Source organism: Demequina sp. NBRC 110056 (assembly GCF_002090155.1).
GTDB lineage: Bacteria > Actinomycetota > Actinomycetes > Actinomycetales > Demequinaceae > Demequina.
In genome coordinates this window covers 40,848-61,829 of record NZ_BBRM01000006.1, presented here as the reverse complement: position 1 = coordinate 61,829, position 20,982 = coordinate 40,848, and the positions used below count along the sequence as shown (strand labels likewise).

19 protein-coding genes and 1 tRNA gene are annotated in these 20,982 nt (G+C 70.8%); 6 read left to right on the top strand and 14 right to left on the bottom strand.

Annotated elements, in window-relative coordinates; translation table 11 throughout:
- Positions 1–3: 3 nt before the first annotated feature.
- Positions 4–795: an amino acid ABC transporter ATP-binding protein gene (locus tag B7K25_RS10180; RefSeq protein ID WP_084105955.1), complete on the top strand. Its 792-nt coding sequence runs from the start codon at positions 4–6 to the stop codon at positions 793–795.
- A 234-nt stretch (positions 796–1,029) separates the two neighbouring features.
- Complete coding sequence (locus tag B7K25_RS10175; protein WP_159450184.1) at positions 1,030–2,853, top strand: HNH endonuclease signature motif containing protein; 1,824 nt, start codon at positions 1,030–1,032, stop codon at positions 2,851–2,853.
- Here B7K25_RS10175 and B7K25_RS10170 read toward each other — a convergent pair.
- Together B7K25_RS10170 and B7K25_RS10165 are read right to left on the bottom strand one after the other, a co-directional pair.
- Positions 2,850–5,420 carry a glycoside hydrolase family 65 protein gene (locus B7K25_RS10170; protein WP_084105953.1) on the bottom strand — a complete coding sequence of 857 codons (2,571 nt, stop codon included), beginning with the start codon at positions 5,418–5,420 and terminating at the stop codon, positions 2,850–2,852. The two genes, B7K25_RS10175 and B7K25_RS10170, sit on opposite strands and share 4 nt — an antisense overlap.
- A complete protein-coding gene (locus B7K25_RS10165; RefSeq protein WP_255376148.1) occupies positions 5,417–6,166 on the bottom strand; it encodes an HAD family phosphatase in 750 nt (249 codons plus the stop codon). The genes B7K25_RS10170 and B7K25_RS10165 overlap by 4 nt, the downstream gene beginning before the upstream one ends.
- Before the next feature lie 235 nt (positions 6,167–6,401).
- Here B7K25_RS10165 and B7K25_RS10160 point away from each other — a divergent pair, with 235 nt between their 5' ends.
- Positions 6,402–6,743 (top strand): YciI family protein, encoded by a 342-nt coding sequence (locus B7K25_RS10160; RefSeq protein WP_084105951.1) that lies wholly within the window; start codon positions 6,402–6,404, stop codon positions 6,741–6,743.
- A gap of 81 nt (positions 6,744–6,824) precedes the next feature.
- Here the strand turns inward: B7K25_RS10160 and pth are convergent, their stop codons facing one another.
- Positions 6,825–7,397, bottom strand: coding sequence for an aminoacyl-tRNA hydrolase (gene pth, locus B7K25_RS10155; RefSeq protein WP_084105950.1), 573 nt, complete (start codon positions 7,395–7,397; stop codon positions 6,825–6,827).
- Positions 7,398–7,482: 85 nt separating this feature from the next.
- Entirely contained in the window at positions 7,483–8,112 is a 630-nt protein-coding gene (locus B7K25_RS10150; RefSeq protein ID WP_084105949.1) for a 50S ribosomal protein L25/general stress protein Ctc, read from the bottom strand.
- A 181-nt stretch (positions 8,113–8,293) separates the two neighbouring features.
- Between B7K25_RS10150 and B7K25_RS10145 the strand changes: the two genes are divergently transcribed.
- Positions 8,294–9,076 carry a DUF1206 domain-containing protein gene (locus B7K25_RS10145; RefSeq protein ID WP_084105948.1) on the top strand — a complete coding sequence of 261 codons (783 nt, stop codon included), beginning with the start codon at positions 8,294–8,296 and terminating at the stop codon, positions 9,074–9,076.
- A 57-nt stretch (positions 9,077–9,133) separates the two neighbouring features.
- On the opposite strand, the gene B7K25_RS10140 is transcribed toward B7K25_RS10145, so the two are convergent.
- The 3 genes from B7K25_RS10140 to B7K25_RS10130 form a co-directional block, all read right to left on the bottom strand.
- Positions 9,134–10,114 carry a ribose-phosphate diphosphokinase gene (locus B7K25_RS10140; RefSeq protein WP_084105947.1) on the bottom strand — a complete coding sequence of 327 codons (981 nt, stop codon included), beginning with the start codon at positions 10,112–10,114 and terminating at the stop codon, positions 9,134–9,136.
- Positions 10,111–11,643, bottom strand: a complete 1,533-nt coding sequence (glmU, locus tag B7K25_RS10135) for a bifunctional UDP-N-acetylglucosamine diphosphorylase/glucosamine-1-phosphate N-acetyltransferase GlmU (RefSeq protein WP_371328303.1) — start codon at positions 11,641–11,643, stop codon at positions 10,111–10,113. The genes B7K25_RS10140 and glmU overlap by 4 nt, the downstream gene beginning before the upstream one ends.
- A 151-nt stretch (positions 11,644–11,794) precedes the next feature.
- Positions 11,795–11,866 (bottom strand) — tRNA-Gln (locus tag B7K25_RS10130).
- A 96-nt stretch (positions 11,867–11,962) separates the two neighbouring features.
- Here B7K25_RS10130 and B7K25_RS10125 point away from each other — a divergent pair.
- Together B7K25_RS10125 and mscL are read left to right on the top strand one after the other, a co-directional pair.
- Positions 11,963–12,574 (top strand): TetR/AcrR family transcriptional regulator, encoded by a 612-nt coding sequence (locus tag B7K25_RS10125; RefSeq protein WP_084105945.1) that lies wholly within the window; start codon positions 11,963–11,965, stop codon positions 12,572–12,574.
- A gap of 84 nt (positions 12,575–12,658) precedes the next feature.
- Entirely contained in the window at positions 12,659–13,054 is a 396-nt protein-coding gene (mscL, locus tag B7K25_RS10120) for a large conductance mechanosensitive channel protein MscL (protein ID WP_084105944.1), read from the top strand.
- 108 nt (positions 13,055–13,162) lie between these two features.
- On the opposite strand, the gene B7K25_RS10115 is transcribed toward mscL, so the two are convergent.
- The 7 genes from B7K25_RS10115 to rsmI all read right to left on the bottom strand — a co-directional run bounded on the left by B7K25_RS10115 (position 13,163) and on the right by rsmI (position 20,947).
- Positions 13,163–14,092 (bottom strand): 4-(cytidine 5'-diphospho)-2-C-methyl-D-erythritol kinase, encoded by a 930-nt coding sequence (locus B7K25_RS10115; RefSeq protein ID WP_084105943.1) that lies wholly within the window; start codon positions 14,090–14,092, stop codon positions 13,163–13,165.
- Positions 14,089–14,964, bottom strand: a complete 876-nt coding sequence (gene rsmA, locus B7K25_RS10110) for a 16S rRNA (adenine(1518)-N(6)/adenine(1519)-N(6))-dimethyltransferase RsmA (protein ID WP_084105942.1) — start codon at positions 14,962–14,964, stop codon at positions 14,089–14,091. The genes B7K25_RS10115 and rsmA overlap by 4 nt, the downstream gene beginning before the upstream one ends.
- A 17-nt stretch (positions 14,965–14,981) precedes the next feature.
- Complete coding sequence (locus B7K25_RS10105) at positions 14,982–15,779, bottom strand: G5 domain-containing protein (RefSeq protein ID WP_084105941.1); 798 nt, start codon at positions 15,777–15,779, stop codon at positions 14,982–14,984.
- A 128-nt stretch (positions 15,780–15,907) separates the two neighbouring features.
- Positions 15,908–16,744, bottom strand: coding sequence for a TatD family hydrolase (locus tag B7K25_RS10100; RefSeq protein WP_084105940.1), 837 nt, complete (start codon positions 16,742–16,744; stop codon positions 15,908–15,910).
- Positions 16,745–16,758: 14 nt separating this feature from the next.
- Complete coding sequence (gene metG, locus B7K25_RS10095; RefSeq protein WP_084105939.1) at positions 16,759–18,555, bottom strand: methionine--tRNA ligase; 1,797 nt, start codon at positions 18,553–18,555, stop codon at positions 16,759–16,761.
- Positions 18,556–19,088: 533 nt separating this feature from the next.
- A complete protein-coding gene (locus tag B7K25_RS10090; protein ID WP_159450183.1) occupies positions 19,089–19,865 on the bottom strand; it encodes a M15 family metallopeptidase in 777 nt (258 codons plus the stop codon).
- A 239-nt stretch (positions 19,866–20,104) separates the two neighbouring features.
- Complete coding sequence (rsmI, locus tag B7K25_RS10085; RefSeq protein ID WP_084105937.1) at positions 20,105–20,947, bottom strand: 16S rRNA (cytidine(1402)-2'-O)-methyltransferase; 843 nt, start codon at positions 20,945–20,947, stop codon at positions 20,105–20,107.
- Positions 20,948–20,982 lie beyond the last annotated feature (35 nt).

Genomic DNA, 20,982 nt, shown 5'->3' with positions numbered 1-20,982 from the left:
GGCGTGAGTGCCGACACCGACGCTGTGAAGCCCTCCAGCGCATCGGCCCCCCGTGCCGGCTCCCCTGTCCTCAAGCTCGAGGACGTCCACAAGCTCTTCGGCGACAACCACGTCCTCAAGGGCGTCGACCTGACGGTGGACGCGCACGAGGTTGTCGTCGTGATCGGCGCGTCCGGCTCGGGCAAGTCGACGCTCATGCGCACCATCAACCTCATCGAGCAGGTGGACGACGGGCGCATCCTGCTGTCCGGCGACGACATCACCGAGGTTCGCGTGGACGTGGATCGCGTGCGTGCGCGCATCGGCGTGGTGTTCCAGCACTTCAACCTGTTCCCGCACATGTCGGTGATCGACAACGTGACGCTGGCGGCGCGGCAGGTGCACAAGGTGCCCGCGGCGCAGGCGCGTGCGCGAGGCGTGGAGCTGCTGACGCGGTTCGGCCTCGGCGAGAAGGTCGACACCTACCCGGACCAGCTCTCGGGCGGGCAGCAGCAGCGCGTCGCGATCGTCCGCGCGATCCTCACCGACCCCGAGCTGCTGCTCCTCGACGAGATCACCTCCGCGCTCGATCCGATGCTCGTGGGCGAGGTCCTCGACCTGGTGCGGTCCCTCAAGGACGGCGGGTCGACCATCCTGATGGCGACGCACGAGATGCACTTCGCCCGGTCCGTCGCGGACCGCGTGGTGTTCATGCACCAGGGCCGGATCCTCGAGGAGGGGCCGCCGGAGCAGATCTTCGGCGCGCCTCGCGAGGCGGCGACGCAGGAGTTCCTCGCGCGCATCATGCAGCGCTGAGCGTCTCCTGTCGTGTGGGCGGCGTCTCTTGGCGTCGTGAGTCTGGTCGCTTGCCTCGGGCGCGAGCTGGGTCTCTCTTGGTGTTCCGGCGCGTGTGAGCGCTGGTCTTGCACCGCCTGGGCGTTCGTAGCGCCGATGCGCGGGGTGCGTCCCCAGCCCCGTGTCGGGTTTGGGTTGTCCACAGGTGGCTGCCAGGGACCTTGGAATGTCAGACCTGGCTGTTTGACTGGCCTCATGTCCACCACGACCACACCCGAGGCCTCCTTCACGGAGGTCCCTGCCGAGCTCGCTCGGGCTTTGGAGGCTGACCGGTGTGCCCGTGAGAAGGCTCGTGCTCTGATCTGTGCCTCGACGGTGCAAGACCTGTCCGAGGGCGCGTTGCTGGAGCTCCAGCACGCGACCGTGGCGGCACGCAAAGAGTGGGATCTGATGGTCGCGACCGCGGCTGCGGAGATCGGACGGCGTTCCGCACCAGAGTTCGGACGCAAAGGCTTGGCCCGTAGGAACGGGCACACGACGCCTGAGAGGTTCATCGCGGGCATGACCGGCGGGTCACGCAAGGACGCCCACGACCTGATCTCGACGGGCAAGACGATGGGTGAGGTCGAGATCCACGACAAGAAGGCGGCTGAGGCTGAGCAGGCCGGTCTACCGCTGCCCGAGCCTGAGACACCGGTGTATCCCGCAGTCGCGAAGGCGCTTGCGGCTGGTGAGTTGTCGGCTTCGGCGGCGGCGATGATCACCGACATGCTCGACTCCGTCACCGGTGACGCCACCGCCGAGCGGATCAGCAAGGCCGAGACGATGCTGGTGGACAAGGCTCACGGGCTGTCGGTCAACCAGCTCGCCCCCATCGTCCGCCGACTCCAGGACACGCTGCAAGCCTCGGCTGCTGAGGCCAGGCAAGCCGATCTTCACGCCAAGCGTCATGTGATCCTGTCCGACCGCAAAGACGGAGCCCTCCAGATCACCGCACTCCTGGATCCCATCTCCGCAGCGCCCATCCGCGCCGCCTTGGAAGGCGCCGTTAAGGACGCCTTCCGCGCCAAGCGCGACGCCGGACGCCTCAGCGACGACACTCGCTCTCCTGGACAGATCCGCGCCGACGCCCTGGTCGCGTTCGCGAAGCACATGCTTGGCTGCGACAAGGCTCCCTTGTCGCATGCGACCACCAGGATCACGATCCACGCCAACGCCACCGACCTCACTGCTGGACTCGGCATCGCCGAAGTCGACGGCGGTACCGCCATCCCCATCAGCCAACTACGTCGTCTGGCCGTCGATGCGGAGATCCTGCCCATGATCATGGGCACCGACTCCCAGCCCCTCGACGTCGGCCGTGAGGAGCGGCTCTTCACCCCCGCACAACGTGAAGCACTCCTGGTGCGTGACGGAGGCTGCGCGATGTGCGGCGCCCCGCCCAGCCACTGTGAAGCCCACCACATCGACTGGTGGACCAACGGCGGCCCCACCGACCTCAACAACGGCGTCCTCCTCTGCGTCGCCTGCCACCACACGATTCACCACGGCGGCTGGGACATCGACACCACCGCCACCGACGTCTACTTCAGACCACCCGGCACAGTCGACCCCACCAGACCCTGGAAACTCGGAGGGCGAGCCCGATTCGGACTCACCGAACACGAACGAGCCCAACTCGCCGCCACCGAAACCCCACCCAACCACCCTTACGTGGGAAGCGGGCACGACCTCGACACCGACCCCGCCCAAGACGGCGACCTCACCGACCCGCAAACCGACAGTGCTCCACCCGACCCCACCAACCCAGGGACCAGTGCGCCCAACGCCAGTCCCGCACCCACCTCAGGACACGAGGCGCTGCCCAAGCCCGGGTCGAATGGGAAGCCAGCACGCGCATCGGCCAACCGGGCCAACCAGCACCGCACCCAGCCCCGCAAGCCACGCAAGGCCAGCAAGGCCAAAGTGCCCGGGACGCCCTCGACTCGCGGCACGAGCCCAACGCCCGACACCACGCCGACCTCAGGGCCCGACTGGCTCAACCAGCCGCCACCCGACGGCCACCTGATGCTCCTCTAGTTCTCGTCCTCGGAGTAGTGGTGGACGACCTCATCGAGCTGGATCTCGTGAGTCATCGTGGACTCGTCGTTGACCGTCGTGGGAAGCGAGGGCCGGATCACAGTTCCATCGGCGCGGACCGTGCCGTGGAAGGCCGTCGCGTCGGGGGCGCCTTTGAGCCTCGGGCCCTGGTTCGACAGCGGCACCGTGAGCGGCTGCAGCTGCGTGAGCGAGAAGCGCTCGCCGCGCACCTCGACGCTGAGCCCCGGGCCCTCCTCGATGGTGAAGGTCATCTCCTCTTGGCGGACGGTCACGCGCACCCGGGTGCCGCGCTGGCTGAGCCTGAAGGTCAGCGAGTCCCAGCTCTCGGGGAGCCTCGGGTCGAAGCTCAGGACATCGCCCTGGTCGCGGAAGCCGCCGAAGCCATAGGCGAGCGCCGACCACACGCCACCCGTCGACGCGACATGCACGCCGTCCGAGGCATTCGAGTGCAGGTCGCCGAGGTCGACGTACAACGAGTCCCAGAAGTACCGCAGCGACAGCTCGTGGTAGCCCACCTCGGCCGCGATGATCGACTGCACGACCCCCGACAGCGTGGAGTCGCCGGTGGTGATCGGGTCGTAGTAGTCGAAGTCGGCCTTCTTCTGCGCCTCGGTGAACTGGTCGCCCTGCAGGAACAGCGCGAGCACCACATCGGCCTGCTTGAGCACCTGGAAGCGGTAGATGACCAGCGGATGGAAGTGCAGGAGCAGCGGCCGCTTCTCCGCGGGAGTGTTCGCCAGATCCCAGACTTCGCGCTCGTTGAACAGCGCGTCCTGAGGGTGGATGCCGAGCTGCTCGTCCCACAGGATCGCCATGCCATCAGCCGCCCGCTCCCACTCGGCGATCTCGGCGTCCGTGACCTCAAGGCGCGACGTGAGCCGGGCGTACTGGTCCGGCCAGCGATCCTGGAGCTTGCGCACGCTCTGGGCGGCGCAGCGCAGGTTGAAGCGCGCCATGACATTTGTGTACAGATTGTCGTTCACCACCGTCGTGTACTCGTCGGGGCCCGTCACACCGTGGATCCGGAACGACTCGCCGTTGCCGGGGATCTGGCGCCAGAAGCCCAGGTCCGCCCACATGCGCGCCGTCTGCACGAGGATGTCGATGCCCTCTCGCGCGAGGAAGTCGTCGTCGCCCGTGGCGCGCACGTACTTGTCGATCGCATACGCGATGTCGGCATCGATGTGATACTGCGCGGTACCAGCGGCGTAGTAGGCGGAGGCCTCCTCACCGTTGATGGTGCGCCACGGGAACAGGGCGCCGTTCTGCGCGAGCTCCGCGGCGCGCTTCTCCGCCATCCCGAGCATCCGATAGCGGTACCGCAGAGCGTTCCGCGCGATCACCGGAGACGTGTAGGTGAAGAACGGCAGGGCGTAGATCTCGGAGTCCCAGAAGTAGTGACCTCCGTACCCCGAGCCCGTGACGCCCTTGGCGGCGATGCCGTGGCCGTCGCCTCGTGCCGCCGCCTGGGCGAGCTGGAACAGGTTCCATCGCACGGCCTGCTGGATCGCGTCGTTGCCGCCGATCTCGACGTCCGACCGCTCCCAGAAGTCCTCGAGCCAAGCGCGCTGGTCCTCGAACTGCGTCGTGATGCCCTCGGAGCGGACGCGGTCGAGGGTCCGGTTGCAGCGGTCGGCGAGCTCGCGCGGCGGCACCACGCGCGACGTGTGATAACTGACGACCTTCGTCAGCGTGAACGTCTGCCCGGGCTTCGCACGCGCGCGGAAGACCTGCTTGGCGTAGTCCTCCTCGACCTCCGTGACGGTGTCGTAGTCGTCGTCGAAGTCAACGGAGTGCTCCATCGCGGCCGCGAGGGTCATGCCCGAGGCGGCGCACTGGTACCCCAGCACCACGCGGTCGTCCTGGCCGTGGTGGAGGCGCGGCTCCAGGACGCGCTTCTCGAGCTTCTCCGCCTTGCGCGGGTCGGCGATCACGTCGGGCGACGGGTTGGCACGGTACTCGTCGAGCCCGGCCTGGCGGTTGAGCAGCTGCGAGGAGATGGCGATGGGCGCCTCCTCGTCGAGCAGCGTGACCTCGAAGCACATGACGGCCAGGTGTCGCTGCGCGAAGGACACCATGCGCTTCGACCGCACACGCACCCGGTTGCCCGACGGGGTGCGCCACAGCAGGTCCCGCGACAGCACGCCCTCGCGCATGTCGAGCACGCGGGAGTAGCTCACGAGGTCGGCGATCGACAGCAGCAGCGGCTCGTCGTTGACGTAGAGCCTGATGATTTTGGGATCCGGGACGTTGACGATCGTCTGACCGGTGCGCGCGAAGCCGTAGGCCTCCTCGGCGTGCAGGATCTTCCAGGTCTCGTGGAAGCCGTTGATGAAGGTGCCGTGCGCGTGGGCGTCGTGACCGTCCTCGACGTTGCCGCGCAGCCCCAGGTAGCCGTTGCCGACCGCGAACAGCGTCTCGGTGACGCCGAGGTCCTCCTTCGAGAACTCGGTCTCGACCAGACGCCACGGGTCGACCGGGAACCTCAGCCGGTCCAGGTAGTCGGGCGCGCTCGTGTCTCCGACGGTGCGCTTGGCGGCCTTCACGCGATCAGCTCCTCAAGGTCGTCCACGACGATGTCGGCGCCGCCCGCGAGCAACGCCTCAGCACCCGCGCCGCGGTCCACGCCGACCACCAGGGCGAAGTCTCCCGCGGCACCGGCCGCGACCCCGGACAGGGCGTCCTCGACGACCACAGCATCGGTCCCAGCGACGCCGAGTCGCTGGGCCGCAAGCTCGAACATGTCGGGCGCGGGCTTGCCGTGGATGCCCTCGCTCGCCACCACGTTGCCGTCGACCACGATCTCGAAGCGGTCCGCGATGCCCGCGGCCGCGAGCACGTCGGGCGCGTTGCGGGAGCTCGAGACGACCGCCATGGCCGTGCCGAGCTCGCCGAGGCGGTCGAGCAGTCGCAGCGACCCGGGGTACGGGGCCACGCCCTCGTCGCGCAGGATCGCCGAGAACGCGTCGTTCTTGGTGTTGCCGATGCCGCACACCGTCTCGGTGCCAGCCGCGTCGGACGGATCGCCCTCGGGCAGCGTCACGCCGCGGGAGGCCAGGCACGCCCGGACCCCGTCGTACCGGGGCTTGCCGTCGACGTACGCGAAGTAGTCGTCATCCGTGTAGGCCGGGGTGATGCCGTGCGCGGTGAAGTAGTCCGTGAACATCCGATTCCACGCCTTCATGTGCACCTCGGCGGTGGGCGTGAGCACCCCGTCGAGGTCGAACAGCGCCGCCGCGTAGCGGCGATCGGGCGTCTGGGGAATCTCCCAGGTGTTCTCGGTGGTGGTCACGCGTCCTCCCTCGTACTGTCGACGTGGTGCGACGCAGGCGCTTCGGCGGGCCCGCTCCGGCACTTCGATAGTAGTGACGCGCCCCGGGGGTGTGTCCATTCCGGGATCGACACATCTGCCCACGATCTCGCAGCGCCGATGCGCGGGCCGGGTGGGCGAGCGCCCCTCACCGAGCGCAGCGGAGCCGCGTGGGCGAGGATGGGAGCGCCGGCCCGGCTCACGGATGGAGCACCCCATGGCGACGTACCTGATCTCGTTCCCCAGCACCGCGTTCGACGTGCCGCCCGAGGACTTCGACGCGGTCTCCGACGCGTCGCGGGCCGTGGTCGCCGCGGCCAAGGCTGCCGGGGCGTGGGTCTTCGGCGGGGCGATCGACGAGTCCGTGGCGACCGTCCTGGTGTCGGGCGACGGCACGGTCACCGAGGGCTCGCACCCCGAGACCGCAGGCATGGGCGGGGGCTACGCCCTTCTGGAGATCGCCACGCGCGACGAGGCGGTCGAGTGGGCGGCCCGGTTCGCCGCGGCGTGCCGGTGCCCGCAGGAGCTGCGGGTCTTCCACTTCGACCCGGAATCCTGAGGCGCGAGGTCTACAGGCGCGACGTCCTGAGGCGCGAGGCCCTGAGGCGCGGGTCCAGCGCGCAGCCTGACCGAGGCGAGGTCAGGACTTGGTGTGGAACCGCTGCTGCGCGGCCTCGAGCCCGTGGGCGAGGACGGCCTCGACCGCATCGGCCCCGTCGTCGACGAGGAAGGGCAGGTCCTTGCGCTCGGTCGCCGAGAAGGGCTTGAGCACGAAGGAGGCAGGGTCCATGCGGCCGGGCGGGCGTCCGATGCCCACCCGGATCCTGATGTAGTCGGGGGTGCCGAGCGCCTTCGTGATGTCCTTGAGGCCGTTGTGGCCGCCCGATCCGCCGCCACGCTTGAGCCGCACCTCGCCGAACGGGATGTCGAGCTCGTCGTGGACGACGATCACGTCGGCCGGCTCCACCGAGTGGTACTTCGCGAGCGAGGACACCGGGCCGCCGGAGACGTTCATGTACGACATCGGCGCGCCGAGCACGACGGCCTCGCCCGCGAGGCGCACCGTGGCCGCGCGCGTGCGCGTCTTCTTGTGGACGCTGAGGGAGCCGCCGCCTCGCGAGGCGAGCTCGTCGAGGACCATCTGGCCCACGTTGTGACGCGTGGCCGCGTACTCGTCGCCCGGGTTGCCCAGGCCGATCACCAGCGCGGTCATGGTCTCCTCCGGCTCGGGTGAGGTGGTCGATCCAATGCGAAGCGCCCGCCACCAGGGGTGACGGGCGCTCGGCATGGAGATGACTCTAGCTCTCGTCGCCCTCGGGCGCCGACGGGGCGGACTCGGCCTCGGCGGCCTCGCCCTCGGCGGCCGGGGTCTCCTCGTCCTCGGCGGCGGCGCGCGGCACGGTCACGTGCACGACGAGCAGCTCGCCGTCGACGGCCAGCTCGGTGCCCTTGGGGAGCTCGAGCTCGGCGGCGGTGATCTTCGCGCCCTCCTCGAGGCCCTCGATCGACACGGTGAGCGACTCGGGCAGGTGCGTCGCCTCGGCGAGGATCTGCAGCGAGGCGTTCTCGAGCACGTGGATGGTGCCGGGGGCGGTCTCGCCCTCGAGGTGCACGGGCACGTCGACGGTGATCTTCTCGCCCTTCTTGACGGTCAGGAGGTCCACGTGGACGATGACCGGCTTGATCGGGTCGCGCTGCACGTCCTTGGCGATCGCGAGCTGCTTGTCGCCATCGAGCTCGATGGTCAGCAGGGCGTTCGAGTGCTTGAGCGCCATCATGGTGTCGTGGCCCGGGAGCACGATGTGCTGGGGGTCCTCGCCGTGGCCGTAGATGACGGCAGGGATCTGGTGGTTCGCACGGATGCGGCGCGCCGCACCCTTGCCGAACTCGGTGCGCACCTCGGCGGCGAGCTTGAGCTTGTCAGACATGGGGTTCTCCTCGGTCTCGGTCAGATGGCCACGGCAAGGCAGGCTGCGCTGGGCATCTGCCGCGTCGATCACGGAGCGCCCAGTGGGCCTCCCTCGCCGAGGAACCGCACCATCATACCTGAGCCAGCGGCACGGCGCGATGCGGGGAATGACGGCCGAGCGAGTGGGCGTTGGAGAGGACATGGTGACGTCCAGCACGCCCCTGACCCCGACGACCGGCCGCGACGGCTGGGAGAAGGCCGCACGCGCCGGCTACGCCGTGTCCGGCGCCCTGCACGTGCTGCTGGGATTCCTCATCGCGCGCATCGGCTTCGGCGGCGAGGCCGAGGCTGACCAGAGCGCGGCGCTGTCCGGCGTCGCGGACGCCCCCGGCGGCGTGATCCTGCTGTGGATCGCCGTCGCCGCGTTCGTGGCGCTCGGTACGTGGCAGATCGCCGAGGTCTTCCGCCCCGGAGGCGATGCGAAGGATCGCGTGAAGGACGGCGGCAAGGCGGGTGTCTATCTCGCGCTCGCCGTGACGGCAGCGAGCATCGCCCTCAGCGGAGGCGACAGCGGCTCGGGCGACTCGTCAGCGCAAGGCTTCGCAGGAGCGCTCATGAGCGCTCCCGCCGGCCGGATCCTGGTGGGCGCGGTCGCGCTCGGCATCCTCGTCACCGGCGGCTTCCACATCTACAAGGGCGCCACCCGGAAGTTCCGCGAGGACCTCACGCGCTCCGGGACGGCCACGACCTGGCTCGGCACCGTGGGCTACATCGCCAAGGGCGTCGCGCTCGTCGTGGTGGGCGTGCTGTTCGCCTACGCCGCGATCACCGCCGACCCCGAGGAGGCCAAGGGCCTCGACGGCGCGGTCGAGAGCCTTCTCGGCGCCCCGGGCGGACCCGTCCTCGTGGTGCTCGTGGGCGTGGGTTTCGCGGCGTACGGTCTGTACTCGTTCGCTCGCGCCCGCTACGCCCGGATGCGCTAGAGGGCTTCGCCGGGCAGCGCCCCGCCTCACGGCGCGGCGGCCGCAGCCGCGGTCAGCCTAGACGCCGCCCTGGAACAGGCTCGTCACCGAGCCGTCGTCGAAGACCTCGTTGATCGCGCGGGCGAGCAGCGGCGCGATCGACAGCACCGTGAGCTTGTCGAACTGCTTGTCGTCCGAGATGGGCAGGGTGTCCGTGATGACGACCTCGGAGATCTGCGAGTCACGCAACCGCTCGACTGCGGGGCCCGACAGCAGGCCGTGGGTGGACGCGACGATGACGTCCTTGGCGCCGTTCTCGAACAGCGCCTCCGCCGCCTGGACGATGGTGCCGCCGGTGTCGATCATGTCGTCGACCAGCACACAGGTGCGGCCCTCGACCTCACCGACGAGCTCGTGGACCTTCACCTGGTTGGGGACCGAGGGGTCGCGGCGCTTGTGGATGATCGCGAGCGGCGCGCCCAGGTGGTCCGACCACTGGTCGGCGAGGCGCACACGGCCGGCATCCGGAGACACGATGGTGAGGTTGTCGGGAGCGACACGGGTGCGCACGTACTGCGCGAGCATCGGCATGGCCCACAGGTGGTCGACGGGGCCGTCGAAGAAGCCCTGGATCTGCGCCGTGTGGAGGTCGACCGACATCACGCGGTCCGCGCCCGCGGTCTTGAACATGTCAGCCATGAGCCGCGCCGAGATCGGCTCGCGGCCCTTGTGCTTCTTGTCCTGACGGGCGTAGCCGTAGCAGGGGATCACCGCGGTGATGCGCTTGGCCGAGGCGCGCTTGAGGGCATCGACCATGATGAGCTGCTCCATGATCGCCTCGTTGATGGGCGCGGCGTGCGACTGGATCACGAACGCGTCGGCGCCACGCACGGACTCACCGAAGCGCACGTAGAGCTCGCCGTTGGCGAAGGTGTAGGCCGTGGTGGGCAGCAGCTCGATCTCGAGAGCCGCGGCGACGTTCTCCGCCAGCTCGGGGTGAGCGCGACCGCCCGCCAGCACCATTCGACGTTCGCTCGCGTGCGAGATCCCTGCGCTCATGCCTCTCCCTGAGAGTTCGTGGCCGTGTCGGCCTGTGATCCTGACGATAGTGCGTCGCCGCCCTCGCGCGCCTGCTCAGCGCGCTCGGCCGCTTCCGCGGAAGGAGTGCCGGGACGGCGCCGCTGCACCCACCCGTCGACGTTCTGCTGGGGCGCGCCGCTGAGCGCGAGCGTGCCCGGCGGCACGTCGCGGCGGATGACCGCGCCCGCGCCGGTGTAGGCGCCGTCGCCGATCGTCACCGGGGCGATGAGGGCGTTGTCGGAGCCGATGCGCACGTGGTCGCCCACGGTCGAGTGACTCTTCGACACGCCGTCGTAGTTGACGAAGATGGTCGCGGCGCCGATGTTGCTGTGCTCGCCGATGGTCGCGTCGCCCACGTAGGACAGGTGCGGCACCTTCGAGTGGTCGCCGATGGTCGCGTTCTTGGTCTCGACGAACGCGCCGATCTTGCCGTCGGCGCCCAGGTGGGTGCCGGGACGCAGGTACGAGAACGGGCCCACCGTGGCACCGGCGGCGATGACCGCGCCCGAGCCGTGCGTGCGGGTCACCGTGGCGCCCGCGCCGATCGACACATCGGTGAGCGAGCTGTCCGGGCCGACGGTCGCGCCGCTCGCGACCTCCGTGGCGCCGTGCAGCTGGGTGCCGGGCAGCAGCGTGACGTCGGGGGCGAGCACGACGTCGGCGTCGATCCACGTGGTCGCGGGGTCGGTCACCGTGACGCCCTCGCGCATCCAGTGCTCGACGATGCGGTCGTTGAGTCGGCGGCCGGCCGCGGCGAGCTGGACCCGGTCGTTGACGCCCTCGACGGCGTTCGCGTCGGGAGCGACGAAGGCGTGGACCCGCCCGCCCTCACCGCGCGCGATCGCGATGACGTCCGTGAGGTACATCTCGCCCTGGGCGTTGTCCTGGCCGAGCTGGGCGAGCGCGCCGCGCAGGGTCGCGGCGTCGAAGACGTAGATGCCGGCGTTGATCTCGGCGATCGCCCGCTGGTCCTCGGAGGCGTCCTTCTCCTCGACGATCTCGATGACTTCGCCCGTGCCGGCGTCGCGCACGATGCGGCCGTACCCGGTGGGGTCGTCGACCTCGGCGGTCAGCAGCGTGACGGCTGCGCCGGTGGTCGCGTGCGCCTCGGTGAGCGCGGTCAGCAGCGCGCCGTCGACGAGGGGGACGTCGCCGCTGGTCACCACGACCGCGCCGTCGAGCTGCGCGTCGAGGACGTCGGCGCCGCGGTCGCCCTGGGCCACGCGGGCCGCGACGGCGGTCGCGTCGAGCGTCGACAGGCCGCAGTACACCGCGCGGCCGGTGCCGGGGATGTCGTCCTGGTCGGCGAGCAACGCATGCGGCGCGATCTGCTCGATGTGCGCCGCGACCCGCTCACGCTCGTGACGGACGACGACGACGATGCGCTGCGGCTCGAGCGCCCCCGCGGCCGCGAGCGCGTGGCCCACCAGGGAGCGGCCCGCGAGCGGGTGAAGCACCTTGGGGGTGGCCGACTTCATCCGGGTGCCTGCGCCGGCGGCGAGGATCATCACTGCGGCGGGTCGGATGCGGCTCACCGAGGTCCCTTCGATCGCCCTTGTGAGGCTTCGTACAGATGCACTGACCACTTTACCTGCGCGTCACCCGGCCCGGCGCCGCGAGGTGGCGACGCGCGAGCGCGAGCCAGCCCGCGCATCGGCGCTCCGCCCACAGGATTCGAACCTGTACTGCGAGGCTCCAAAGGCCTGCGTGCTGCCGTTACACCAGGGCGGAACGTGGGGGCAGGACCCCACAAGTGGTCAAGTCTGCCAGGATTCGCGGCACACTAGGGACGTGACCGACACCCCGAGGAAGGCGCCCCGCGCCCGGATGAGCGCCCGTGAGCGCCGCGAGCAGCTGCTCCGCGTCGCCCGCGCGCTGTTCGCGGAGCGCGGCTTCGAGGGCACGTCGGTCGAGGAGATCGCGGCGCGCGCGGACGTGTCGAAGCCGGTGGTCTACGAGCACTTCGGCGGCAAGGAGGGCGTCTACGCCGTCATCGTCGACCGCGAGGTGCAGGCGCTGTTGGGCGCGCTCTCGGGCGCGCTGTCCGAGCGCGGGCACCCCAAGCAGCTCGTCGAGCGCGCGGCGTTCGCGCTGCTCAGCTACATCGAGTCCTCCCCCGACGGATTCCGCATCCTCGTGCGCGACTCGCCCGTCGCGCAGGCGACCGGCACCTTCTCGTCGCTCATCGGCGACGTGGCGACCCAGGTCGAGCACCTGCTCGCCCACCAGTTCTCCAAGCGCGGCCTCGACCCGTCGGCGGCGCCCATCTACTCCCAGATGCTCGTGGGCATGGTCGCGCTCACCGGCCAGCACTGGGCCGAGGTCCGCGAGCCGTCCAAGGAGGAGGTCGCCGCGCACCTGGTGAACCTCGCGTGGAACGGGCTGAGCGACTTCGAGGCGGACCCCGTGCTGCCGTCGCGCGAGCCGCGCGACCAGTGAAGGCCGCCTGAACACCCTGTCACGGAGGGCCGATGCGCCCTACAGTGGCGATGACGGACCGTCATCTTCGGGAGGAGCAGGGCAATGATTCAGGGCTTCAAGGAGTTCATCACTCGCGGCAACGTGGTCGACCTCGCGGTCGCGGTGGTCATCGGCGGTGCGTTCGCTGCCGTCATCTCCGCGGTGGTCGAGGGCTTCATCAACCCGCTCATCGCGCTGATCTTCGGGCAGCCCAGCCTCGTGGAGATGGGCAACTTCTCGATCAACGACACGCTGTTCCCGATGGGCCTCATCCTCGACGCCCTCTTCAAGTTCATCACCGTGGCAGCGGCGATCTACTTCTTCGTGGTCGTGCCGCTGAACAAGCTCGCCGAGCGCCGGAAGAAGGACGAGCCGGCCGTCGACGAGCCCGCGAGCCCCACCGAGATCGAGCTGCTCACCGAGATCCGCGACGCCCTCAAGGCCCGCGACGCTCAGTAGGGCTCGACAGCCGGCGCTCCGTGCGCGCTGAGAGTGTCGCGCTGAGAGCGCACGAGCGTCGGCAGAGTGCCTGATCCCGCCCGGGTGCGCCCCAGAGGCGCAGGGACGCTAGGCGAGGACCACGGCGCCGGGAGCGGGGCCGCTCGCGGTGACCACCGCATCGGCCGTGCCCGACACCGTGAGGTGCGCCGCCACGGCGAGGGCGTGCTGACGCGAGCGCACGAGCGCGGCGACCGTGGGGCCCGAGCCGGACACCATCACGCCGAGCGCCTCCGCCTCGAGCGCCTGCTCCATCACGGACCGCAGGTGTGGCGCGAGCCGCAGCGCGGCCGGCTGGAGGTCGTTGATGAGGACGTCGCCGAGAGCCTCGGCGTCGCCGGCGCGCAGCGCGACCATGAGCTCGTCGCAGATGCGGGGCTCCTCGGCGGGGACGCGCCCCTCCTCGATCATGCGGTCGAACTCGCCGTAGACGGCCGGCGTCGACAGCCCCTCGGACTGCGTCGCGAGCACCCAGTGGTACTCGCCGCGGGTCATCGCGGGGGTGATCTCGTCGCCGCGGCCGAGCCCGACCGCGGTGTGGCCGTGGAGGATGAACGGCACGTCCGCGCCGAGCGTCGCGGCGACCTCATCGAGCTGCGTGCGCGAGACGCCGAGGTCCCATGCCTCGGCGCACGCGAGCAGCGCCGCGGCGGCGTCCGCGCTGCCGCCCGCCATGCCGCCCGCGACGGGGACGCCCTTGACGATCTCGAGGTCGACGCCCTCGGTGATGCCGAACTCCGCGCGCAGCGCCTCCGCGGCCCGCACGGCGATGTTGGTGTCGTCCAGGGGCACGGAGTCGACGTCGATGGACGCCCCGCGTGCGGCGCGCACGGTCACCGTGATGCGCTCGTCCTCGCGCGGCGTCGCCGTCACCGTCTCGTAGAGGTCGACGGCCTGGAAGACGGTAGCGAGGGGGTGATAGCCGTCCTCGCGAACCGGACCCACCGACAGCTGCAGGTTCACCTTGCCCGGGGCGCGCACGGTGACGGAGCGGGTCATGCCCCCACTGTGTCAGAAGTGCCTGGTTTGCGGGAGGCCAGTGCCTCCGCGATGCGCGCGAACGCGACGATGTCGAGCTGCTCGCCGCGAGTCAGGGGCTCGATGCCGACGGACCGCAGGGCCTCCTCCGCCGCGGCACCCGACCCAGCGATGCCGGACAGCGCGCCGCGCAGGCCCTTGCGCCGCTGGGCGAACGCGGCGTCGACGACGGCGAACACCTCCTCGCGGCTCGCGGTGGTCTCCGGCTGCTCACGGCGCTCCATCAGCACGAGCGCGCTGTCGACGCGCGGCACGGGCCAGAACACGGCGCGCCCCACGTCGCCTGCGCGGCGCGTGGCCGAGTACCACGCCGCCTTGGCCGAGGGGATGCCGTAGGTGCGCGAGCCCGGAGGCGCCGCGAGGCGATCCGCCACTTCCGCCTGCACCATGACGAGCACCCGCTCGATGGTCGGGAACCTCTCGAGCAGGTGCAGGATCACCGGCACCGACACGTTGTACGGCAGGTTCGCGACCAGCGCGGTCGGGTCGCTGTCGAGCGACGTCACCGTCAGCGCGTCCTGGTGGAGCACGGTGAGCCGGTCAGCCTCGCCCGATGCGCGGGCCGCCACGGTCTCGGGCAGCGCCTGCGCGAGGAGGGGGTCGATCTCGACGGCGGTCACTTCTGCGCCGGTCTCGAGCAGCGCGAGGGTCAGCGAGCCGAGGCCGGGGCCGACCTCGACGACATGGTCGTCAGGGCCGACGCCCGCGATGCGCGCGATGCGGCGGACGGTGCCCGCGTCGACGACGAAGTTCTGTCCCCACTTCTTGTGGGGCGCGGTGCCGAGCGACTCGGCGAGGGTGCGAATATCCGTTGGGCCGAAGAGGTCCGCCACGACTCAGGTCCGACCGCTCAGTACCAGCCGCGGTTCTGCGAGTGTCCCCACGCGCCGCACGGCGTGCCGTAGCGGCCCTTGATGTAGTTGAGGCCCCAGGTGATCTGGGTCGCGGGGTTGGTGCGCCAGTCCGCGCCCACCGACGCCATCTTCGTTCCGGGCAGCGACTGCGGGATGCCGTAGGCGCCCGAGGAGCGGTTCTGGGCGTTGTGACGCCAGTTCGACTCCTTGGTGAAGAGCGCGTTGAGGCACTCCCACTCGGTCCCGGTCCAGCCGCGCTGCGCGGCGAGCTCGCGGCCGAGCGCGCGGTTGGCGCCGGCGTTCGTAGTCTTGGGGATGGTGGGCTCCTTGCGGGCGCCCACGGAGACCACCTCGTCGACGGGCTCGTCGACCACGACGCGGATGCCCGCCTCGCGCTCGACCTCCTCGCCGTCCTTGAGGGTCACGGTGTAGCTCACGAGGGCGGTGCCGTCCTCGCCCTCGGTGACGACCTTCGAGCTGCCCTCGTACTCGTCGTAGTCCTTCTCCTCGACCGAGGAGTGCGCGATGGTCTCCTCCTCGGTGCGGGTGACGACCTCGATGCTCGAGGAGCCGGCGTTGACCGCGGCGACCTCGCTCGCGACGGCCAGCTGGGCGCTGTCGGACGGGCTCTCCTGCGCCCAGGCGTTGACGCCCGCGGACGCGAAGGAGCCGATGGCGAAGGCGCTCAGCGCGATCCCGCCCGCGAAGGTGCGAGTGGTGCGCGTGCGCGTGGTGGTGCGCTCGCGCGCATCCCTCCGGCCGCCGGGTGCGGCGGCCCTGCGTCGATAGCTCACTCGGTCAGGTCCTCTCCTCGGGTGCGCCCTCAGGGCATCCGTAACCGGACTGTTATCTCACACGTGACCCTCAGAAAGCCAGTCGAAACCTCACAGACGGGGCCTGAGACGACCCGCGCATCAGTCCTCTACCAGGGGCCATAGAGGTCGTGGGAGGTGTTCCACACGGTGGTGCACAGCTCGGCCAGATCGACCTCGAGGACCCGCGAGAGCTCGCGCGCCGTGAGCGCGGCCTGCGCCGGCGCGTTCGGGGCGCCGCGGCGCGGGTGCGGGGTCAGGAACGGCGCATCGGTCTCGACGAGCACGTGCGACAGCGGAGTGACCGCGGCCGCCGCGCGCAGCTGGTGGGCGTTCTTGAAGGTGACCGTGCCGGCGAAGCTGAGGTACCACCCGCGGTGCGCGGCGAGCCTGGCCATCGCGGCATCGCCGGAGAAGCAGTGGAAGACCGTCACCTCGGGGGCGCCGTCGCGGTCGAGCACGTCGATCACCTCGGCGTGGGCGTCGCGGTCGTGGATCTGCAGCGGCTTGCCCAGCTCCTTGGCGAGCGCGATGTGGTCGCGGAAGGCCGCCACCTGCGCGTCCCGCCCCTCGGGACCCGTACGGAAGAAGTCGAGGCCCGTCTCGCCCACCACGCGGATGCGCTCGCCGCGCGCGAGCCCGGCGACCTCCGCGAAGGCCGCGTCGTACTCGCCGGCTGCGGCGAGCACCGCCGCGTCGTTCGGGTGCAGCGCCACCCCGCCGAGCATCGACGGGAACCGAGCGACCGCATCGGCCGTCCAGCGTGCGGAATCGAGGTCGCAACCGATCTGCACCACGCGCGTGACCCCGGCCGCGGCCGCCTCGGCGAGCCGGTCCTCGACCGTGCGCGGCTCGTCTCCCGCGGGGTACTCGAGGTGGCAGTGGTTGTCGACGATGGGCGCGGGCAGCGCCTCGGGCGTCGCCGGCCAGGCTCCGGCACGGGTCACGGTGAGGCGACCCGCTACTCGTCGCCCGAGCGCATCCGCTCGAGCTCGGACTCGACGATGTCGTCGTCGAGCTTGACGAAGGCGGGCGTCGGCGCACCGACCGGGGTGCCCGGCACCACGGCACGGCGACCCCAGGTGCCGTGCGCGGACGAGTAGTCGCCCTGGATGACCGGGTAGTGGCGGTCCGGCAGGTCGAGGTCCTCGACCTCGTTCATCACCGGCATCGGCGCGAACGTGCCCTCGCCGCCGAGGACCTCGTGCACCTTCTGCGCGCTGTGCGGCAGGAACGGCGCGAGCATCGTGTTCGCGTCCGCGACGAGCTGCGCGGCGACGCCCAGGACGGTCTTCATGCGCTCGGGGTCCTCGTTCTTGAGCTTCCACGGCGCGGTGTCGGCGAGGTACTTGTTGGCGTCGCCCACCACGCGCATGGCCTCGGAGATCGCGGCGCGCTGGCGCTGGCCGCGGATGAGGTCGCCGACGGTGCCGAACGCCTTCTCGGAGCCCGCGAGCGCGGCCTTGTCGATGTCGTGAAGGTCGCTGAGCTCGGGGATCGAGCCCACGTTCTTGTGCAGCAGCGAGGCGGTGCGGTTGACGAGGTTGCCCCAGCCGGCGACCAGCTCGTCGTTCGTGCGGCGCTTGAACTCCGACCACGTGAAGTCCGCGTCCGAGGACTCGGGGCCGGCGACGGCGATGAAGTAGCGCAGCGCGTCGGGCTGGTAGCGGCTGAGCATGTCGCGCACGTAGATGACGTGCCCGCGGCTCGAGGAGAACTTGCTGGACTCCATGGTGAGGAACTCGCTCGACACGACCTCGGTGGGCAGCTGCAGGTCGCCGAACTCCGACAGGTTGCCGCCCTTGGCGCCGCGACCGTTCGCGGCGAGCAGCTCGCCGGGCCAGATCTGCGAGTGGAAGGTGATGTTGTCCTTGCCCATGAAGTAGTAGGACAGCGACTCGGGGTCGTTCCACCACTGGCGCCACGCGTCGGGGTCGCCCTCGCGGCGCGCCCACTCGATCGACGCGGACAGGTAGCCGATGACGGCGTCGAACCACACGTACAGGCGCTTGCTCGAGTTGCCCTCCCAGCCCTCGAGCGGCACCGGGATGCCCCAGTCGATGTCGCGCGTCATCGCGCGCGGGCGCACGTCGTTGAGGAGGTTCAGCGAGAAGTTCAGGACGTTGGGGCGCCAGCCGTGGCGCGCGCCCAGCCACTGCGACAGCGGCTCGACGAGCGCCGGCAGGTCGAGGAAGAAGTGCTCGGTCTCGATGAACTGCGGGGTCTCGCCGTTGATGCGGCTCACGGGGTTCTTGAGGTCGATCGCGTCGAGCTGGTTGCCGCAGTTGTCGCACTGGTCGCCGCGGGCGCCGTCGTAGCCGCAGATGGGACAGGTGCCCTCGATGTAGCGGTCCGGCAGGGTGCGGCCGGTCGACGGCGAGATCGCGCCGCGGGTGGTCTGCTCGATCATGTAGCCGTTGGAGTGCACGGCCTTGAACATCGCCTGGGCGACCTTGTAGTGGTTGCCGGTCGTGGTGCGGGTGAACAGGTCGTACGACAGGCCGAGCGACACGAGGTCCTCGACGATCACGCGGTTGTAGCGGTCCGCGAGCTCCTGCGGGCTCACGCCCTCCTGGTCCGCCTGGACGAGGATGGGTGTGCCGTGCTCGTCGGTGCCCGAGACCATCAGGACGTCCTCGCCCGCCATGCGCATGTACCGGCTGAAGACGTCCGAGGGCACGCCGAAACCGGCCACGTGGCCGATGTGACGGGGCCCGTTGGCATACGGCCAGGCGACAGCGGAGAGGATGCGTGACATGGCGACCATCCTAGTGACCGCGCGGGTGCGCCGATGCGGGCGCCAGGGACCGCTCGGGTCGCCCGGTGCGCGCTGACAGTGCGAACCACTCTCCCGCGCGACACGCCGGTACGGAGGGCCGATGCGGTGGCCGGCTCGGGGTGTCGCCTTCAGCTTTGGTTCGTACTGTCAGGTGGAGAGAGCGCCGGCCGCCGGTACCGCTCAACACACGGCAGTGACTCGTGGTGCTCGTGGCACGGCCGAGCGTGCGCATGCGCCACATGAGCCACTCGCGTCCCAGGCGTGTGTCGAGCGGTACGAGCACGTGCGGGGTGACGCTCCAAGGTCGCGCGGCGGTGCGCGTGACAGCGGGCCGATGCGGGCGCCGGGACGTCTCGGGTCGCCCGGTGCGCGCTGACAGTGCGAACCACTTTCCGGCGCGACGCGCCGAGACGGAGGGCCGATGCGGTGGCCGGCTCGGGGTGTCGCCTCTGGCTTTGGTTCGTACTGTCAGGTGGCGAGAGCGCCGATGCGCGGGGCGTCGGGAGGCAGTGTTACTCGTAGTCGGGCGCCGGGTCCAGTCCGAAGGCCTCCTCGAGCGTCGCGATGCCCTCGTCGTGGAGGTGCGTCGCGAGCTCGACTCCCACGTAGCGGATGTGCCAGGGCTCGTACCGGTAGCCCGTGACGTCGGTCGAGCCCTCGGGATAGCGCAGGTGAAAGCCGTACTCGTGGCCGTGCTCCGCGACCCACAGACCCGCGGCCTCGTCGCCGAAGCACGGCTTGAGGCGGCACGCCGCCGACTGGTAGATGTCCGCCGCGAGGCCCGTCTGGTGCTCGGAGTACCCCGGGCGCGCGGAGAACGTGTCAGCGCGGTCGGCCCCCCAGGTGCGGACGTAGCGCGAGTACAGCCCCTGCTGGACGCCGTAGCTGCGGAACGCGGTGCCGACCGAGAAGCCGGCGCCGGCCTCGGCCGCCGCGGCGCGCATGTCCCGGAGAGCCTGAGCCGCTTCGGGCGTCATCTGCCCACCGCCCGGAATCACCTCGAGGGCGCCGGGGCTCCACGACTGCGGGTCGACGGGACGGTGCTTGTTGACGACCGCCCAGATGGAGGCCGGGTCGTCGATCGAGTGGGCGGTCAGGTCGAACGACGGCGACACGGAGATCGCGGGCTCGGGTAGCGCCGAGCTCATGGGCGTCGCGGGCTCCGTCGACGCGGCGGTGATGGGGGCAGTCGTGCCGCCGGGCTCGGCCGTGACCGTCGCCGTCGGTGCTGGGCTCGCGCCTGAGCCGGCACCGTCGAGGCCCGTCAGGACCACGACGCTGGCGGCCACGGCCAGCGCCGCGAGCACGGCGGAGGCGACGAGCGCCGGCGTCCAGCCGTGTGCCCGCGTCGTGGCGCCGTGTGCGGGAACTCGGCCCTTCGAGCCGCGCTCATGAGCTCGGCCGCCCGTGGCTCCGGCCGCCCCGCGGACGTCGTCGCTGGCCGCTGGACTGCGACCGTCCGCAGCTTCGCCCGTCGCATGGCCGTCGGCGACTGGCTCTGGACCGCGGCCGTCCGCAGCTGCGCCCGTCACGCGCCCGCCGAGCGCGCCTCGAGCACTGCGGCGTAGAGGTCGCGACGCGACACTCCTGCGGCTTGCGCGAGGTCGGCCACCGCATCCTTGGCCCGCTCGCCGGTGGCGACGCGCTCGAGTGCCTCGGCCACGAGAGCCTCCACCGACGGCGCCTCGGCGGGGCGGCCGGCAACGCAGACGACGATCTCGCCGCGCGGCCCCGACTCGCGCGCCCAGTCGACCAGCGCGCCGAGCGCACCACGCCGGGTTTCCTCGTAGGTCTTGGTGAGCTCGCGGCTCACCGCGGCGAGCCGGTCGACGCCCCACGCCTCGGCCATCGCCTCGAGGGTGTCGACGAGGCGGTGCGGCGCCTCGAAGAACACCATGGTGCGCGGCTCTGCGGCCAGCGCCGCGAGCGCCCGCGACCGCTCCCCCACCTTGCGGGGCGGGAAGCCCTCGAAGCAGAACCGGTCCGTCGGCAGGCCCGACAGCGCGAGCGCCGTCAGCACGGCGCTCGGGCCGGGCAGGACGGTGACGTCGACGCCTGCGGCGGACGCCGCCTCGACCAGCCGGAAGCCGGGATCGGACACGGTGGGCATGCCGGCGTCCGACACGAGCACCACCGTTGCCCCACCGGCGGCGCGCTCGACGAGCCCTGCGGCGCGGTCCGCCTCGTTGTGGTCGTGCACCGCGATCAGCTCGCCGGCGATCGACACGTCGAGGCGTCGCGCGAGATCGCGCGCGCGTCGCGTATCCTCAGCAGCGACGACGTCGGCCGTCGCGAGCGCCTCGCGCAGTCGGTCCGACGCATCGGCGGCGTTGCCGATGGGCGTCGCCGCGAGCACGATGCGTCCTGTCATGGCACCAGCGTCCCACAGCGGCGCGTGCCGCCCAC

Bases quoted from the DNA above. Each gene is read 5' to 3' on its own strand.
- B7K25_RS10175 (WP_159450184.1), top strand. From the start codon at position 1,030: ATGTCCACCACGACCACACCCGAGGCCTCCTTCACGGAGGTCCCTGCC.
- B7K25_RS10160 (WP_084105951.1), top strand. From the start codon at position 6,402: ATGGCGACGTACCTGATCTCGTTCCCCAGCACCGCGTTCGACGTGCCG.
- pth (WP_084105950.1), bottom strand. From the start codon at position 7,397: ATGACCGCGCTGGTGATCGGCCTGGGCAACCCGGGCGACGAGTACGCG.
- B7K25_RS10150 (WP_084105949.1), bottom strand. From the start codon at position 8,112: ATGTCTGACAAGCTCAAGCTCGCCGCCGAGGTGCGCACCGAGTTCGGC.
- B7K25_RS10145 (WP_084105948.1), top strand. From the start codon at position 8,294: ATGGTGACGTCCAGCACGCCCCTGACCCCGACGACCGGCCGCGACGGC.
- B7K25_RS10140 (WP_084105947.1), bottom strand. From the start codon at position 10,114: ATGAGCGCAGGGATCTCGCACGCGAGCGAACGTCGAATGGTGCTGGCG.
- glmU (WP_371328303.1), bottom strand. From the start codon at position 11,643: ATGATCCTCGCCGCCGGCGCAGGCACCCGGATGAAGTCGGCCACCCCC.
- B7K25_RS10125 (WP_084105945.1), top strand. From the start codon at position 11,963: ATGAGCGCCCGTGAGCGCCGCGAGCAGCTGCTCCGCGTCGCCCGCGCG.
- mscL (WP_084105944.1), top strand. From the start codon at position 12,659: ATGATTCAGGGCTTCAAGGAGTTCATCACTCGCGGCAACGTGGTCGAC.
- B7K25_RS10115 (WP_084105943.1), bottom strand. From the start codon at position 14,092: ATGACCCGCTCCGTCACCGTGCGCGCCCCGGGCAAGGTGAACCTGCAG.
- metG (WP_084105939.1), bottom strand. From the start codon at position 18,555: ATGTCACGCATCCTCTCCGCTGTCGCCTGGCCGTATGCCAACGGGCCC.
- rsmI (WP_084105937.1), bottom strand. From the start codon at position 20,947: ATGACAGGACGCATCGTGCTCGCGGCGACGCCCATCGGCAACGCCGCC.